The sequence below is a fragment of the Streptomyces lunalinharesii genome, from assembly GCF_039532155.1.
GTDB classification, from domain to species: domain Bacteria; phylum Actinomycetota; class Actinomycetes; order Streptomycetales; family Streptomycetaceae; genus Streptomyces; species Streptomyces lunalinharesii.
In genome coordinates this window covers 35265-53326 of record NZ_BAAARK010000027.1, presented here as the reverse complement: position 1 = coordinate 53326, position 18062 = coordinate 35265, and the positions used below count along the sequence as shown (strand labels likewise).

Annotated in this window: 6 protein-coding genes; 5 read left to right on the top strand and 1 reads right to left on the bottom strand. The window is 72.7% G+C overall.

Going from position 1 to position 18062, the window contains the following annotated elements; translation table 11 throughout:
* Positions 1-15: 15 nt before the first annotated feature.
* On the bottom strand, positions 16-948 hold the full coding sequence (locus ABD385_RS30530; protein WP_344582135.1) for a TauD/TfdA family dioxygenase: 933 nt from the start codon (positions 946-948) through the stop codon (positions 16-18).
* An 811-nt stretch (positions 949-1759) separates the two neighbouring features.
* On the opposite strand from ABD385_RS30530, the gene ABD385_RS30525 reads away from it, so the two are divergent.
* The 5 genes from ABD385_RS30525 to ABD385_RS30505 all read left to right on the top strand — a co-directional run bounded on the left by ABD385_RS30525 (position 1760) and on the right by ABD385_RS30505 (position 18019).
* Positions 1760-8170 carry an amino acid adenylation domain-containing protein gene (locus tag ABD385_RS30525; RefSeq protein WP_344582134.1) on the top strand — a complete coding sequence of 2137 codons (6411 nt, stop codon included), beginning with the start codon at positions 1760-1762 and terminating at the stop codon, positions 8168-8170.
* On the top strand, positions 8167-14643 hold the full coding sequence (locus ABD385_RS30520; protein WP_344582132.1) for an amino acid adenylation domain-containing protein: 6477 nt from the start codon (positions 8167-8169) through the stop codon (positions 14641-14643). The genes ABD385_RS30525 and ABD385_RS30520 overlap by 4 nt, the downstream gene beginning before the upstream one ends.
* Before the next feature lie 179 nt (positions 14644-14822).
* Entirely contained in the window at positions 14823-15893 is a 1071-nt protein-coding gene (gene gntD / locus ABD385_RS30515) for a guanitoxin biosynthesis L-enduracididine beta-hydroxylase GntD (protein WP_344582130.1), read from the top strand.
* 49 nt (positions 15894-15942) lie between these two features.
* The gene (locus ABD385_RS30510; RefSeq protein WP_344582129.1) at positions 15943-16713 is read left to right on the top strand and encodes an SDR family NAD(P)-dependent oxidoreductase; all 771 of its coding nucleotides are present in this window, start codon (positions 15943-15945) and stop codon (positions 16711-16713) included.
* 55 nt (positions 16714-16768) lie between these two features.
* Positions 16769-18019, top strand: a complete 1251-nt coding sequence (locus tag ABD385_RS30505) for a cytochrome P450 (protein WP_344582128.1) — start codon at positions 16769-16771, stop codon at positions 18017-18019.
* Positions 18020-18062: the final 43 nt, after the last annotated feature.

The following is an 18062-nucleotide window of genomic DNA, read 5'->3' as shown; positions in this document are numbered from 1 at the left end:
CGGGATCCGCCCGGTTCAGCTCCGGGTGATGAGGTCCGTCATCGAGACCAGGACACGGCGTTCGCCGGTGAACGCCTCTCGGCCGTGCGACCAGCGCATGTTGTCGATCACCATGAGGTCGTGGAGCTCCCAGTCGAAGCGCTGCTGGCGCCGCTCGAACGCCGACCGGACGGCGGCCACCGTCGCGTCGGGGATCGGCTCCCCGTCGCCGAACAAGACGTCGTTGGGCAGCCCGTCTTCTCCCAACACGGCCACCAGGGCCTCCCGCACCTCCGGGGCGAGCGAGGACTGGTGGAACAGCACGAGGTGGTTGAACCACAGGCGTCGCCCGGTGCGTGGGTGCGTCGCGAGGGCCGGCGCGCGGCGCACGGTGCGCAGACAGTCGTCCTCCCGCCACTCCCACTCCAGGCCACCGTCGGCGCAGAAGCGGTCCACCGCCGCCCGGTCGTCGGTCTGGAAGGCTTCGCGCCAGTCCATGCCGACACCGCTGCCGTAGTGGCGCACATAGCGCAGACCGCGCCGTTCCACGGCCTCGACCACCTCGGCCGGAATGTCGTCGAGCACTCTGCTGACGTCCGTGATGGGGGTCGCGCCGCCGGTCAGGGCCGGGGTCGCGGAGAAGAACGCCAGCCGTCCGGGCCAGGCGCCGGCGTACGAGGACTCGCAGTGCTGCGGGATCACCTCGCGCGCCGGGTACTCGGTCGAGGTGAACACCCCGTCGCCCACCTGGCTCCGGGGCGTGGACCGCTCCGTGTACGCCAGCGGCTCGAAGCCGAGCCATTTCAGGGCCCGTTCGAAGTCCTCGGTGCCCTCGGCCCGGGCGCCCCGGACCAGCGCCGCACCGTTCTCGGCGACGGCTTCGTCGATCATCCGGGCGTGCCCCTGCGTGAAGGACGCCAGCCCTTCGCCGTGTGCCTCGAACACGCCGATACCGGTTAGATCGTTCAACTCTCACAACTCCCTGGAAACCGGGTGGCACCACCGGTACCGCCCACCGGGCCGGCGCCGCGGGGCGCACGCGCCACCGTCGCCGTCCCGCCGCACGTCAGCTGCTGCCCGCCCACCGGCGGATCCTCGGTACCGGGCCGGGCCCCGGCTCGCGCCGTGGTGCGCGCTCCGCAGCGGGCCCGGCTGCGGTGTGCGTACGCATCTGGCTCCCCGTCCCTCCCCGTGTGCCGCGGCCGGCGCGGGACCGAGGTCCTGCGTGGCCAGCTGTCCCGCCCATCGTGGCGGGACGGCGAGAGCACGACCAGGCATATGGACCGGCAACCGGCCTGCCGCCCAATTGCCCGGCCAATTCCTGGAGGGGGGACAGGCCTGGCGCGCACACTCGGTGCCACGACCGCCGTTTTCGAAGAGGACTCCGACACCGCCCTCTTCACCCTGGAGCCAGCCACCGCCGACCCGAGGGAAGCCGGCGCGCCGCTGTGGGCCTGCGTGAACGGGGACCGCGGGCAACAGCCGTGGGCCCGGACCGCGTAGGCGGAGCCGCCTTCGGGGTTTCCGGGCGCGCCCGACGCCCGGCGGGGGTGGGGCGCCGCGGACCCGCGCCGCCTGGCAGCGGCCGGGCGGCGGTCACCAGGCACGCGGGCGGTAACTCGCCGGCGTCGGGCGGCAGCTTCGCCGGGCAGCGCGATTGCCGGTCGGTTGCCTGGTGAGCGGTTGTGCGGGAAGTGCAGCATCGTCTCGAATTGCCGGCTCCCGGCCCACCCCAGAGCGCACCAGAGAGCGGTTCACGAGAGAGCGGTTGACACTCCGAATGACTTCACGCGACGCAGTGACCTCACACCATCCCGCGGGCAGCGGCCTCCTCCCGCTCACGGTCGCCCAGCGGGGAGTCTTCTACGCCCAGCAGCTCGACCCCGGCAATCCCGCCTACAACACCGTCGTCGTCATGGAGATCCACGGGCCGGTGGACGGCGGCCTGTTGGCGCGTGCGGTGCGCCGGGCCGAGGCCGAGAGCGGAACCTTCGACGTGGAATTCGTCGAGTTGCCCGAGGGGCCCCACCAGCGCCCCGTCGCCCCGGGCTGCTCGACCTGGCAGGACCTGGACCTCAGCGGCGAGGCCGACCCCCTCGGCGCGGCGCGCGCGCTGATGGAGCGCGACAGCCGGACCGCGAACGACCTGTTCACCGACGTCCTGTCGGTGCACGTGCTGATGCGCGTCGGCGACGACCACTACCTCTGGTACCAGCGCAGCCACCACATCCTGTCCGACGGCTACGGCTCGGTGCGCCACTCCCGGCGGATCGCCGAGGTGTACGAGCAGCTGGCCGCCGGCGAGGAGGTCTCCGGTCGGCCGCTCGGCCGGCTCACCGACCTCCTCGCGGACGAGGCCGAGTACCGGGCGTCCGCGGACTACCGGGCGGACAAGGCGTACTGGACCGGCGCGTTCGACGACCGGCCCGAGACGGTCAGCCTGGCTCCCGGCGTACCGACCGGCGCCGCGGCCCGCGCCCTGGCCGCGACCAGTGAACTGCCCCACGCCGAACTGCAGGCGCTGCGCACCGCCGGGCGGGAAGCCCGTACCTCGTGGAGCGTGGTGATGCTGGCGGCGGTCGCCGCGTACCTGCACGGCATGACCGCAGCCACCGACCTCGCCATCGGAGTGCCCGTCGCCGCACGGGTCGGAGCACGCTCCGAGAACGTGCCGGGCATGGTCTCCAACACGCTCCCGCTGCGGCTCTCCGTCGATCCCGGGGCGAGCCGCAGCGAGCTGGTCCGGCACGTGGGACAGCGCCTCGGGCAACTCCTCGCGCACCAGCGCCACCCCTACGACGACCTGCGGCGCGACCTGCGGATGCTCGGGTCGAACGAGCAGCTGTTCGGCGTGCTGGTCAACATCATGCCGGCCGGCTCCGAGAGCAACTTCGCCGGCCGCGAGGCCACGTTGACCGCACTGTCGGGCGGAGCCGTCCACGACCTCAACCTCACCTGCCACCCGGGGCCGGACGGCCAGGGCATGCGGATCGATTTCGAAGCCAATCCCGAGCGCCACACCGCCGACGAACTCGCCGCGCACCAGCGCCGTTTCCTCGACTTCCTGACCCGCTTCCTCGGCGCGCCCGCCGGCCGGGCACTGGCCCGGACCGATGTCCTGACAGCGGCCGAGCGCGCAGCGGCGTTGGCCGCCGGACAGCTCCCGGGCCCGTCCGCTCCGGTGCCCGCGCGCACGTTCCCGGACCTGTTCGAGGAGCAGGTCCGCACCACCCCGCACCGTCCCGCGGTGCTCTCCGCCGCCGGAACCCTCGACTACGCCGAGCTCAACGCCCGCGCCAACCGGCTGGCCCGGGCGCTGGTGGAACGCGGGGCCGGGCCCGAGAGCGTGGTGGCCGTCGCCCTGCCGCGCGGCGTCGCCGCCCTGACGGCCGTCGTCGGCGTACTGAAGTCCGGCGCGGCCTACCTGCCCATCGACCTCGTCCACCAACGGGCACGGGTCACCACCATGCTCGACGACACCGCGCCGGTGCTCCTGCTGACCACGCGCGCGGCCGATGACCCCGCCCTCGCCCCCGATGTGGTGCGGCTGCACCTGGACGACGCCGACAGCCTCACCCCTCGGCCCGTGCCGGGACCGCCGGACACCGACCTCACCGACGCCGACCGTCGTGCGCCGCTGCGGCCCGCCCACCCGGCGTACGTCATCTACACCTCCGGTTCGACCGGCAACCCCAAGGGCGTCGTCGTCCCGCACACCGGCCTGGCCGGCCTCCTCGCCCACCAGAAGGCCCTCCTGGACCTCACCCCGGACACCCGGGTGCTCCAGCTGGCGTCACGGGGCTTCGACGCCTCGATCTGGGAGCTGTGCACCGCGTTGTTGACCGGAGCGGCCGCCGTCGTCGCCCCGGCGGAGCGGCTCCTGCCCGGGCCGCAGTTGGCCGCCCTGGTGCGCGAACTGGGCGTCAACTGCCTGCTGATGGCCCCGTCCGCCCTGGCCGCCATGGAGCCGGACGGTCTGCCCGAGGGCGTCACGCTGGTCGTCGGCGCCGAGGCGTGCGCACCGGAGCTGGTCGCCCGGTGGTCCCCGGGCCGACGCATGGTCAACGCCTACGGGCCCACCGAGTCCACGGTCATCGCCACCCAGACCCCGCCGCTGTCCGGCCGGACCGTCCCCCCCATGGGCCGGACCGTCCCCGGCACCCGGGTCCGGGTCCTCGACACCGCCCTGCGGCCGGTTCTGCCCGACGTCGCGGGCGAGGTGTACCTGAGCGGCGACGGGCTCGCCCGCGGCTACCTGAACAACCCCCGACTGACCGCCGAACGGTTCGTCGCCGACCCGTACGGGCCGCCCGGCACCCGCATGTACCGCACCGGTGACCTGGCCCGCCGGACCGCCGAGGGCGAACTGACCTACCTCGGCCGCACCGACAGACAGGTCAAGGTCCGCGGATTCCGCATCGAACCCGGCGAGATCGAGAGCGTCCTCGCCCAGGCGCCCGGCGTCGGCCGGGTGAGCGTCGTCGCCCGCGAGGACCGGCCGGGCATCCGCCAGTTGGTGGCGTACGTCGTCCCGGCGGCAGGCGCCGAGCCGCTCGACGCGACGGCGCTGCGCGACACCGTCGGTCGTGCGCTGCCCCCGTACATGGTCCCGGCAGCCGTGGTGTTCCTGCCCGATCTGCCGCTGACCCCGAGCGGCAAACTGGACCATCGGGCGCTGCCCCGACCCGAGTACACCGGCTCGGACACCGGGCGCGCTCCGCGCGACGCGCGCGAGGCCAAGCTCTGCGAGCTGTTCGGTGCCGTGCTCGGTGCGAGCCGCGTGAGCATCGACGACAGCTTCTTCGAGCTGGGCGGGGACTCCATCGTCGCGGTCCGGCTCGCCTCGCGGGCCACCCGCGCCGGCATCCCGCTCACCCCGCAGGCGGTGTTCGCGCACCGGACGGTGGCGGAGCTGGCCGCCCATGCCGCCGAACCCGTCGAGGAGCCGACACAACTCCCCGTGGAAGACGTCGAGTTGGTCTCGTTGGAGGTCGGCGAGCGAGCCCGTCTGGAGCAGGCGTGGCAGCACCTGGACACGACGGGTGAGGGCCCTGTGGCGGATGTGCTGCCGCTCGGCCCCCTCCAGCAGGGGATGCTCTTCCACGCCGGGTTCGCCGAGGGAGCCGACGCCTACACCGTGCAGAAGGTCTTCGGGCTGTCCGGCCCGCTGACCTCCGGCGCCTTCCGACGCGCCTGCCAGGCCGTGGTGGAGCGGCACACCGCCCTGCGGGCCGGCTTCACGCAGTCGGCGGCGGGTGAGCCGCTGCAACTCGTCGCCAGGCACGTCGAGGTGCCCGTGTACGAGCACGACCTGCGCGGACTGCCGCCCGAGGAGCGGGGCGGGCGCCTGGCCGACCTGCTCGCCCGGGACAAGCGGACCCGGTTCGACATGTTCGCGCCGCCGCTGCTGCGCTTCAGCCTGATCCGGCTGGCGGACGAACGGCACCTGGTCGCCCTGTCGGGCCACCACATCCTCTTCGACGGATGGTCGGTGCCCCTGATCCTGCGCGACGTGCTCGCACTCCTGCACGGCGCGGAAGCGGAGCTGCCCGCACCGGTACCGTTGCGTGCCTCTCTCGCCTGGGCCGCGAGCCAGGACCGGACCGCCGCCGAGCAGGCGTGGCAGCGGGCGCTCGCCGACCTCGACGGGCCCACCCTGGTGGCCCCCGCACGCCCGGCTTCCGCCGACTCCCTCCCGGGCCTGCTGGTCACCGAACTGCCCGCGGGCCTCACCGCGGCCGTGGAAAGCACGGCCCGCACCCGCGGCCTGACCCTCAACACCGTGATCCAGGGGGCGTGGGCGCTGCTCCTGCACACCCTCACCGGCCGTGACGACGTCGTCTTCGGCGGTACCGTCTCCGGCCGTCCGCCGCAGCTCGCAGGGGTGGACGAGATCGTCGGCCTGCTGATGAACACCCTCCCGGTCCGGATTCGCCTCAACCCCGGTGAGCCATTGGCCGCACTGCTCGCCCGGGTCCAGGACGAACAGAGCGCGCTCGTCGGACACCACCACCTCGGCCTGCCGGATCTGCACCGGCTCGCGGGACACGGCGAGTTGTTCGACACCTCGGTCGTCTTCGGGAACGCGCCGATCGACCGCGAGGAGATCCTCAAGCAGGCCAGGGGGTTGCGCGTCACCGTCGAGGAGTCCGACCCGACCGGTGGCACGCACTATCCGCTCAGCCTGTCCGTGGTGCCGGGCGAGCGGTTGCGACTGGAACTCACCTACCGGGGCGACCTGTTCGAGGCGGCGGACGCCGAGAGCTGCGTCGGTCGGCTGCGCCTGGCCCTGGAGGCCTTCGCGACCGCTCCCGACCGGCTGGTCGGCCGGATGTCACTGCTCACCGACGCCGAACGGCCAACCCCGGCACACCACACCGAGGACTCCGCGGGCGACGTCCCGGCCACCACGCTTCCGGCCCTCTTCGCCGCGCAGGCACGACGCACCCCGGACGCCGTCGCGGTCGTCTGCGACGGCGAGCGGATCACCTACGCGGAGCTGGCCGCCCGCGCCGGTCGGCTTGCCGGTGCCCTGGCCGCCCAGGGCGCGGGCCCGGGGCAGGTCGTCGCCGTCCGACTGCGACGGTCCGTCGAGCTGATCGTCGTCCTGCACGCGATCCACCTGGCGGGCGCCGCCTACCTGCCGCTCGACCCGGACTACCCCGACCAACGCATCCAGCACATGCTGGCGCAGACCCGGCCCGTCCTCGTCGTCGACGACGCCTTCCTGGCCGGCCTCGGACCCGAAGCCGCCGTCCTCGCACCGGCCTTGGGCCTGCGGCCCGAACACCCGGCGTACGTGGTGTTCACCTCAGGATCGACGGGCCGTCCCAAGGGGATCGTGGTCACTCACGCGGGCGTCACCAACTACCTGGCCGGCATGCAGGAACGCCACCCGCTCGGCCCGGCCGACCGCGTGCTGCAGCGCACCTCGCTCAGCTTCGACCCGTCGGTGTGGGAGATCTTCTGGCCGCTCCAGCAGGGCGCCGCCGTGGTCGTGGCCCGGCCCGACGGCGAGGTCGCCCCCGGCTACCTGCCCGCGCTGATCCGCGAGGAACGGGTCACCGTCGCCCAGTTCGTGCCGTCCACCTTGGAGGTCTTCCTGCGCGAACCGGGCAGTGACCGCTGCGACAGCCTCACCCGGGTGTTCGTGGGCGGCGAGCAGCTGACGGGAGCGCTGGCCGACCACTTCCATGCCGTGGTGGGAGCGGAACTGCACAACCAGTACGGCCCCACCGAGGTTTCGGTCTACACCACCACCGGCCGCGCCGTGGCAGGCGAGAACCCGGCCGGCGTACCGGTCGGCACGCCCCTCACCCACCTGCGTGTGTATGTGTTGGACGGGTTTTTGCGGCCGGTTCCGGTGGGTGTGGTGGGGGAGATTTATATCGGTGGTGCGGGGGTGGCTCGGGGGTATGTGGGTCGTCCTGGGTTGACGGGTGAGCGGTTTGTTGCGGATGTGTTTGGTGCGTCGGGTGGGCGGATGTATCGGACGGGGGATTTGGGGCGGTGGGGTGCGGATGGGGTGGTGGAGTACTGCGGTCGGTCTGATTTCCAGGTGAAGGTGCGGGGGCACCGGATTGAGCTGGGGGAGATCGAGGCGGTGTTGGCGGGTGATCCGTCGGTGGCGCAGGCGGTGGTGGGGGTGCCTGTGGATGGGGCGGGGGTGCGGCGTGTGGTGGGTTATGTGCGTGCTGTGCCTGGTGTGGTGGTGGATGTTGAGGGTGTGCGGGGTCGGGTGGCGCGGGTGTTGCCGGAGTACATGGTTCCGGTGCGGGTGGTGGTGGTGGAGTCCTTTGTGTTGACGCCGAACGGGAAGGTGGATCGGCGGGTTTTGCCGGTGCCGTCGTTTGGTTCGGGTGGGGTGTATCGGGCGCCGTCTTCGGTGCGGGAGCGGGTGTTGCACGAGGTGTTTGTTGAGGTGTTGGGGCGTGATCGGGTGGGGGTGGATGACGGTTTCTTCGAGTTGGGTGGGGATTCGATTTCGTCGATGCGGTTGGCGGCGCGGGCGCATCGGGCGGGGTTGTTGTTGACGGCGAAGGACGTGTTCGTCCACAAGACCATCGCCCGCCTGGCCACCGTCGCCCAGGACGTGGACCCCGCCGCCGGAACCCCTCGCACCGACGACCTGGTGCGGATCGACGCCGACGAACTCGACGAGCTCGAAGCCCAGTGGAAGAAGACATCGTGAGCCAGACATCCCTGGAAGCAGTCCTGCCGCTTACCCCGCTCCAGCAGGGCATGCTCTTCCACGCCCAGTTCGACGGCGGACCAGCCGACGGCGACGACGTCGACTTCTACAACGTGCAGACGCCGTTGGAACTCGTCGGTGCCCTCGACACGGAGGTACTGCGCGCTTCCTGTGCCGCCTTGCTGGAGCGCTACGGAAGCCTGCGCGCAGGCTTCCTCAGACGCCGTTCCGGCGAGGCCGTCCAGGCGATCGCCCGCACGGTGGAGCCCCACTGGGAGGAGGTCGACTTCTCCGGCTTCGGCGCCGACGAGCGCCGGGCGCGCCTGGCGAGGCTGCTGACCGAGGACCGCGCCCGCCGCTTCGACATGGTCAGACCGCCGCTCCTGCGGTTCACGCTGGTCCGGCTGGCAGCCGACCGGCACGTCCTGGTCCTCACCCACCACCACATCCTGCTCGACGGTTGGTCGGTCCCGCTGGTGCTCAGCGACCTGTTCCACAGCTACCGGGACGGCGGCACCACCAAGAACCTGGCCCCGGCGGTGCCGTTCGCCAACTACCTGGGCTGGCTCTCCCAACAGGACGGCGACGAGGCCGAACAGGCGTGGCGCGCCGCGCTGTCCGACGTCGACGGTCCGACCCTGGTGGCCGGCGGAGCCGGTACCGGCGCCTCGGACCGCGGTCAGCGGCGGGTCGTCGTGCAGCTGGCCGAAGCGGCCACCGCACGGATCGCGGAGGTCGCCCGCACCCGCGACCTCACGGTCAACACCCTGGTGCAGGGCGCCTGGGCACTGATGCTGACCTCCTTGACCGGTCGCCGGGACGTCGTCTACGGCAACACCGTCGCCGGCCGGCCCCCGGAGCTCGCGGGCAGCGACCGCATGGTCGGCCTGATGATCAACACCGTGCCCGCCCGGGTCCGCGTCGACCCGGCAGAGCCCGTGGCCCGCCTGCTGTCCCGCATCCAGGACGAGCAGACGGCCCTGTCCCACCACCACTACCTGGGCCTCGCGGACATCCACCGGGCCGCTGGCGTCACCGAACTCTTCGACACGACCCTCGCGTTCGAGAACTTCCCCGTCGACCAGGCCGTGCAGGGCGCTTCGGTGGCGGGCCTCACCATCGGCATCCTGCGGGACGCCGTCGAGGACACCCCGGAAGGCACCCACTATCCGCTGAGCCTGGCCGTCTACCCGGGCGAGGGCCTCCGCTTCGAGCTCAACTACCGCGAGGACGTGTACACCGCGCCGCTCGCGACCGGCATCCTCACCCGGCTGTGTGCGCTCCTGGAGGCCATGGCCGCGCACCCCGAGCTGCCGGCCGCACAGCTGCCCGTGTGGAGCGACGACGAGCCGGGCGACCTGCCGGGTACGTCCGCCGGCCGCCGGGTCGCGCACGCACCGCGGACCCTGCCGGACCTGTTCGAGGAACAGGTCCGTGCCACGCCCGAAGAGATCGCCGTGGCCGACGCCACCACCAGCCTGACCTTCGGCCGGCTCAACGCCGAAGCCAACCGGCTCGCCCGGCTGTTGCGCGCGCACGGCGCGGGCCCGGGCCGGCTCGTCGCCGTCGCCCTGCCGCGCACCACCGACGCGGTCGCCGCGATCCTCGCGGTGCTCAAGTCGGGAGCCGGATACCTCCCGATCGACGCCGAGAATCCCGTCGAACGGGTCGCCGCGATCTGCGCGGAGGCCCGGCCCGTGCTCGTCCTGGCCGCCGGCCCGACCGCGCACGTCCTGCCGGCCGACGTACCGGCACTGCTCATGGACACGGCCGAGCTTCCCGACGACGCCCGTGACCTCACCGACGCCGACCGGACCGGGGCCCTGCGCCCCGCCGACCTCGCGTACGTCATCTACACCTCGGGCTCCACCGGCCGCCCCAAAGGCGTCGCCGTCGAGCACCGCAACCTGGTCAACATGTTCCACAGCCATCGGGCGAACTACTTCGAGCCCGAGCGGATCCGGGCGGGCGGGCGCCGGCTGAGCGCCGCACTCACCAACTCGCTCGGCTTCGACGCGTCCTGGAGCCAGCTGCTGTGGATGGTCGCCGGGCATGAACTGCGCATCGTCGACGACACCGTGCGCAAGGACGCGCTGGCCCTCGTCGACCACGTGCGGGAGACCGCTGTCGATGTCCTCGACACCACGCCCTCCGTCGCCCGGCAGCTGCTGGACGCGGGCATGTTCGCGGGGGAGCGGCACCGCGTGCGGGTCCTCGCGCTCGGCGGCGAGGAGGTCGGCGAGGACCTGTGGGCCGAGCTGCGGGACGTCCCCGGGCTGTCCCTGTACAACCTCTACGGCCCGGCCGAGTGCACGGTCGACGCGATGTTCTGCCACGCCGACGCGGCTGCCCGACCCTCCCTCGGAGGCCCCGCCGACAACACCCGTGTGTATGTGTTGGACGGGTTTTTGCGGCCGGTTCCGGTGGGTGTGGTGGGGGAGATTTATATCGGTGGTGCGGGGGTGGCTCGGGGGTATGTGGGTCGTCCTGGGTTGACGGGTGAGCGGTTTGTTGCGGATGTGTTTGGTGTGTCGGGTGGGCGGATGTATCGGACGGGGGATTTGGGGCGGTGGGGTGCGGATGGGGTGGTGGAGTACTGCGGTCGGTCTGATTTCCAGGTGAAGGTGCGGGGGCACCGGATTGAGCTGGGGGAGATCGAGGCGGTGTTGGCGGGTGATCCGTCGGTGGCGCAGGCGGTGGTGGGGGTGCCTGTGGATGGGGCGGGGGTGCGGCGTGTGGTGGGTTATGTGCGTGCTGTGCCTGGTGTGGTGGTGGATGTTGAGGGTGTGCGGGGTCGGGTGGCGCGGGTGTTGCCGGAGTACATGGTTCCGGTGCGGGTGGTGGTGGTGGAGTCCTTTGTGTTGACGCCGAACGGGAAGGTGGATCGGCGGGTTTTGCCGGTGCCGTCGTTTGGTTCGGGCGGGGTGTATCGGGCGCCGTCTTCGTTGCGGGAGCGGGTGTTGCACGAGGTGTTTGTTGAGGTGTTGGGGCGTGATCGGGTGGGGGTGGATGACGGTTTCTTCGAGTTGGGTGGGGATTCGATTTCGTCGATGCGGTTGGCGGCGCGGGCGCATCGGGCGGGGTTGTTGCTGACGGCGAAGGACGTGTTCGTCCACAAGACCATCGCCCGCCTCGCCACCGTCGCCCAGGACGTGGCGGACTCCGAGACGCGGAACGGCCCCGCCGTACCCGCCGGTCCGCTGATCACCCTCGACGACACCGAGCGGGCCGAGCTCGACGCGAGCGGGTACCAGGTCGCCGACGTCCTGCCGCTGACCCCGCTCCAGCAGGGCATGCACTTCCACGCCCTGATGTCCTCGGACGCCCTCGACGTCTACGTCACCCAGCGGCCGTTGCGGCTAGCCGGGCCGCTGTCGCCCGCCGTACTGCGCACCGCGTGCGACTCCCTGCTCGCTCGCCACCCCGCACTGCGCGCCTCGTTCGTCTCGCTCGGCTCCGGGCGGACCGTCCAGGTCGTGCACGAGGACGTGCGCGTGCCCTGGCAGGAGGTCGACCTGTCGGCCCTGGACGCGGAGAAACAGCGTGCCGGGCTCGCCGAACTGCTGGCCGAGGACCGGACCCGGCGCTTCGACCTGGCGCGGCCGCCGCTGCTGCGGGTGGCGCTGATCCGGCTGGCGGCCGACGAACACCTGCTGCTGGTGACCCACCATCACCTGCTGCTCGACGGCTGGTCGCTGCCGCTCGTCTTCCGTGACCTGTTCGCCCTCTACGCCCACGCCGGCCGCGACCGGGGCCGGCCGCCGGCGCCGTTCGCCGACTTCCTGCGGTGGCTCGGCACCCAGGACGACGAGCGGGCCGCCGGGGCGTGGCGCGAGGCCCTCGCCGGACTCGACGAGCCGACCCTGGTCGCCCCCGGCTCCGAGCCCGCCCCCGGCACGCTGCCCGAGCTGGTCTCGACGGCCCTCGACCCGACGGCCACCGAGCGGCTCACCGCTGCTGCCCGCGCCGCGGGCCTGACCCTCAACACCCTGGTGCAGGGTGCCTGGGCGATGGCGCTCGGCCACTTCCTGGGCCGCGACGACGTCGTCTTCGGCGCGACCGTCGCCGGGCGCCCGCCGGAGCTCGCGGGCGCCGAGGAGACCGTCGGCCTGCTGATGAACACCATCGCCGTACGGGTGGGACTCGACCCGGCGCGGCCCCTCGGCGAGGCGCTGGCCGACCTCCAGGCCGCACAGGCCGGGCTGCGCCCGTACCACCACTTCGGGCTCGCCGAGGTGCAGCGCGTCGCCGGGCTCGGCGAACTCTTCGACACCGTCGTGGGCTTCGAGAACACCCCCGTGGACCGGGACGCCGTCCAGGAGCAGGTGCCCGGCCTGCGGATCTCCGTCGACGACACACCCGCACCCGGGGCGTCCCACTATCCGTTCAGCCTGGTCGTGGTGCCGGGCGGGAGCCTCAGCCTCGAACTGACCTACCGGGCCGACCTGTTCACCGCCGAGGTGGCCGGTTCCCTGCTCCAGCGGGTCCGCGCGGTCCTCGACACCTTCGTCCAGGCCCCGACGATCCCCCTCGGCCGGATCGCACTGCTCACCCCGCGCGAGTGCAGCGAACTCCTGGGCACCGCGGCCTCCTCGGCCGTGGCGCCGGCGCGCTCGACCTTCCCCGCGCTCTTCGAGGAGCGGGTCCGGGCGAGACCGGCCGCCGTCGCCGTGCACGACGGGCCGCTCGCCGTCACCTACGGCGACCTCAACGCCCGCGCCAACCAGCTCGCCCGCGCCCTGGTGGCCCGCGGCATCGGCCCGGAGAGCGTCGTGGCGGTGGCGATGCCGAGGTCGGCCCAGTCGGTCCTCGCCGTGCTGGCGGTCCTCAAGAGCGGGGCCGCGTACGTGCCACTGGACCTCGGCTACCCGCCGGAGCGGTTGCGCTACGTCGTCGCCGACGCCCGGCCGGACCTGGTGCTGACCACCGCCGAGGGCGCGGGCCCGATGGCCGAGGCGGGCGCGGGTGCGACCCTGTGCCTGGAAGGCGACTCGGGTACCGAAACCCTCGGCGTGCCGGCCGAGTTGATCGGCGGGCTCTCCGCGGCCGACCTGTCCGACGCCGACCGGACGGCACCGCTGCGCCCCGACAACGCGGCGTACCTCATCTACACCTCCGGCTCCACCGGCCGACCCAAGGGCGTCCTGGTACCCCACGCCGGCATCGCCGCCCTGGTCGCCCAGCAGCGCGCGGGGCTCGCCCTGCGCCCGGACGAGCGGGTGCTGCTGTTCGCCTCCCCGAGCTTCGACGCCTCGGTGTGGGAGCTCGCCACGGCCCTGCTCACCGGTGCCGCCGTGGTCGCCGCGCCGGCCGACGAACTGCTGCCCGGGCCGGCTCTCGCGGCGACCGTGGCCCGGCACGGCGTGACGACGCTGCTGGTACCGCCGTCCTCGCTCGCCGTCCTGCCCGACGGCGCGCTGCCCGAGGGCGTCACCCTCGTGGTGGGCGGCGAAGCCTGCCCGCCCGACCTCGTCGAACGCTGGTCGGTCGGGCGGCGCATGGTCAACGCGTACGGTCCCACCGAGGCGACCGTCATGGCCACGATGAGCCGGCCGCTGGCGGGTCGCACCCACCCGCCCCTGGGCGAACCGGTCGTGGGCGCCCGGGTGTACCTGCTGGACGACGCCCTGCGGCCGGTCCCGGTGGGCGTGACCGGTGAGCTCTACCTGGCGGGGGAAGGTCTGGCCCGCGGATACCTGCGCCGGTCCGGGCTGACCGCCGAGCGCTTCGTGGCCGACCCGTACGGCGCCGCGGGGTCGCGGATGTACCGCTCCGGAGACCTGGCGCGTCGCAGGCCGGACGGCACCCTGGAGTACCGGGGCCGGGGCGACCGGCAGGTCAAGGTGCGCGGCTACCGCATCGAACCCGGCGAGATCGAGTCCGTACTGGCCGAGGACCCCGCGCTCGCGCAGGTGGCCGTGGTCGTGCGTGAGGACAGCCCCGGCACGCGCCGTCTCGTCGCGTACGTCGCTCCGGTGGCCGGCGCCGAGCCGGACCCGGTGGCGCTGCGCGGCAGGGTCGCCGCCGCACTGCCCGAGTACATGGTGCCCGCGGTCGTGGTCACCCTGGATCGGCTGCCGGTCACCCCGAGCGGCAAACTCGACCGGGACGCCCTGCCCGAGCCGGACTTCGCCGCGGCCGCGGACAGCCGTGCCCCGCGCACCGCCCGTGAGCGGCAGCTGTGCGAGCTGTTCGAGAAGGCCCTCGGGGCGCGCCGGATCGGCATCGACGACAGCTTCTTCGACCTCGGCGGCGACTCGATCGTCTCCATCAGGCTCGTCACGCTGGCCCGGGCGGAGGGCCTGGACATGACGCCCCGGGACGTGTTCACGCACAAGACGGTGGCCGAACTCGCCACCGCGGTGAAGGAACTCGTCCCGGTGTCGGAGGCCGAAGCCTTCGAGGAGCCACTGATCACCCTGGACGAGGACGAGCTCGCCGAGTTCGGCGAGGACTGGCGGGACACGGTGTAGGACGCCGCTCCCGGACCACTCGCACCGCCCCCTTCCGCACCACCGCTGGACCACACCCAGGCCGGGACCCTGCTCGGCCGGTTCGGCGTGCACCAACAGGCGGCCCGGCCACCGGCGCGGGCCGCGCAGGACCGAACGACGACGACCCTTGCGGTCCCGACCCGGTGAGGACACCGAACATGACACTCACATCTCCGCCCGCTGCCCCGTCCCGCCCGGCCGAGGCCGACACACCGCTCGACACTCCCTCGGAGTTCCACCTCGACGCCGACGAAGTGGCCGAGCTGGAGGCCGCCGCGCACGAGCTCGCCCACTCCTACGGCGATCCCGCACTGCCGGACTTCTACGACCGGGCGCAGCTCGCCGAGGAACTGCTGCCCGCCCGACTGCGCTCCTTCCTGACGGCATACCGGCGTTCCGGGCGGTCGGCCGCCTGCCTGCTGCACGGCTTCCCGGTGGACGAGGCGCGGCTCGGCCCCACACCGGAGCACTGGCGCAAGGCCATCGACGGTGCGACCGCCCGGTCCCAGGAGATGTGGCTGGCGCTGTGCGGTCTGGTGCTGGGCGACCCGTTCGGCTGGGTGACGCTCCAAGACGGCCGCATCATCCAGAACATCCTGCCCATCCGCGGCGACGAGACGCGCCAGAGCGGGCACGGCAGCGAGACCCTCCTGGAGTTCCACACCGAGGACGGCTTCCACCCCAACCGCTGCGACTACCTCCTGCTGTTCGGACTGCGCAATCCCGACCGGGTGCCCACCATCGTGGCGTCGGTGCGCGACGTCCGGCTCGACGACCGTGACCGCACGGTCCTCTCGGAGGACCGCTTCCACATCCTGCCGGACACCGAACACATCCGGCAGCTGGAGACGCACGCCCCCGCTCACCCGGCGCTGCCCAGGCTGCGCGCCATGCGCGACCGGCCGACGCCGACCGCCGTGCTCTCCGGCGACCGGCTCAACCCCTACCTGCGCATCGACCGGCCCTTCATGAACGTACGGACCGGTGACACCGAGGCCGAGGCCGCGCTCGACAGACTGATGGCCGAGTTGCAGCGCGTCCAGCAGGACGTCGCCGTGGGCCCCGGCTCGCTGATGATCGTCGACAACTACCGGGCGGTGCACGGCCGCAGAGCCTTCACCGCACGCTACGACGGCACCGACCGCTGGCTCAAGAAGCTGACGGTCAGCCGGAACCTGCGCCAGAACCTCAACGGCTACGCCCTCCACCACCCCCGTGTCATCGTCTGAGCCGGGCCCGTCCACCCTCCGCACCGACCCTGCAGAAGGGCAGCCAACCGTGCGCACCGTCATCGTCTCCGGCGCGTCCAGTGGAATCGGACGTGCCACCGCCGAGCGCTTCGCCCGCGCCGGCGACTTCGTCGTCAACCTCGACGTGCACGCCCCGCCCGCGGACGCCCCGACCGGCCCCCGGGAGGGGGGCGGTCACCTGCGCTGGGTCGAACAGGACGTCGCCGACTGGGAGGGAGTGCGGACGGCCGTCGACGAGGTCCGGGCCGAGCGGGGCCGACTCGACGTGGTCATCGCCAACGCGGGCATCAGCGTGCGGCACGGCATCCTCGACCTGACCGAGGCCGACGCCCGGCGCACCGTGGACATCAACCTGATGGGCGTCCTCGCCCTGTGGCGCCACAGCGTTCCGCACCTGCTGCACCAGGGCGGGGGCGTGCTGTTGGCCACCGCGTCGGTCAACGGCACGCGGGGCTATCCGCTGTACGCCGACTACAACGCCTCCAAGGCCGGGGTGACCTCGCTGTGCCAGACCTTCGCCGTGGAGCTGGCCCCCCTGATCCGCACCGCCTGCGTCGCGCCCGGCGCCGTGCTGACTCCCATGCAGCGAGCCGAGTACACCGACGCCATGCTCGACGAGGTCAACGCGCGCATCCCCGCCCGCCGCCACGCCCGGCCCGAGGAGATCGCCGACGTCTTCCACTTCCTGGCCTCACCCGAGGCCGCGTTCGTCTCCGGCCAGCAGTTCGTGGTGGACGGCGCCGAGACCGCCGGAGCCACCACCGCGTTCTTCCCCGGCCCCACCGAGGCGACGCGGTGACCGCTGCGACGCGCGCACCACACCACCGAGTCACCACGTCAGCAGGAGTTCCAGGATGACCGCCATGACCAGCCGCCCCGAGCCGGCTCCGGATGCGCTCGGGGACGTGGACCTCGCGGACCCGCTGCTGCACGCCCGCCACGACCTGGGGCCACTGTGGCGTCGGCTGCGCACCGAGGCCCCGGTCCACTGGCAGCCGGAGAGCGGCACCCGCCCCGGGTTCTGGGTCATCAGCCGCCATGCGGACGTCGTCGCGGTCCTCAACGACCAGCAGACCTTCACCTCCGAGCGCGGCAACGTGCTCGACACCCTGCTGGCCGGCGGTGACTCGGCCGCCGGCAAGATGCTCGCCGTCACCGACGGGGACCCGCACAAGGCCCTGCGCAGTGCCCTGCTCAAGCCGTTCTCGCCGCGTGCGCTCGACGTCGTCGTCGACAGCGTGCGGCGTGGCACCCGGGCCCTGGTCCAGGAGGCGGTGGCCCGGGGCACGGTGGACTTCGCCGCGGACGTCGCCGCGCACATCCCGCTCGCCGCGATCTGCGACCTGCTCGGCGTGCCGCTCGCGGACCGCCGGCAGATCATCGAACTGACCTCCTCCGCGTTGTCCTCCGCGGACGGCGTCCCCACGGAGGAAGCGACCTGGTCGTCCCGCAACGGCCTGCTGTTCTACTTCTCGGAACTGGCCGCCGCGCGCCGCGAGAAGCCGCTGGACGACGTGATCAGCCTCCTGGTGACCAAGGAGATCGACGGCCGCCCCCTGTCGCACGAGGAGATCGTCTTCAACTGCTACAGCATCATCATGGGCGGCCACGAGACCACCCGGTTCGCCATGGTCGGAGGGTTGCAGGCGCTGATGGAGCGGCCCGAGCAGTGGCAGGCACTCAAGACCGGGCAGGTGAGCACGGCCTCGGCGGTCGAGGAAGTGCTGCGCTGGACGACGCCCGCCCTGCACAGCGGCCGTACCGCCACGCAGGACGTCTTCCTCGGCGGGCAGTTCGTCGAGGAGGGCGACGTCGTCACCACCTGGATGGCCTCGGCCAACGGTGACGAGCGGGTCTTCGACCGGCCCGACACGTTCGATCTGGCGCGCACCCCCAACAAGCACCTGTCGTTCGCTCATGGGTCGCACTTCTGCCTCGGTGCGTTCCTGGCCCGCGCCGAACTCGCGGCCCTGCTGGAGAGCCTGTGCGACCTGGTCGCCGTCGCGGAGCCCGCGGGTGCCCCGGGCCGCGTGTTCTCCAACTTCCTGAGCGGCTTCTCGTCCCTGCCGGTCACGCTCGTGCCGCAGGGCCGTCAGGCAACCTGAGGGACCCGATCCGCCCACGGCCCCCGAACCGTTGGGGCCGTGG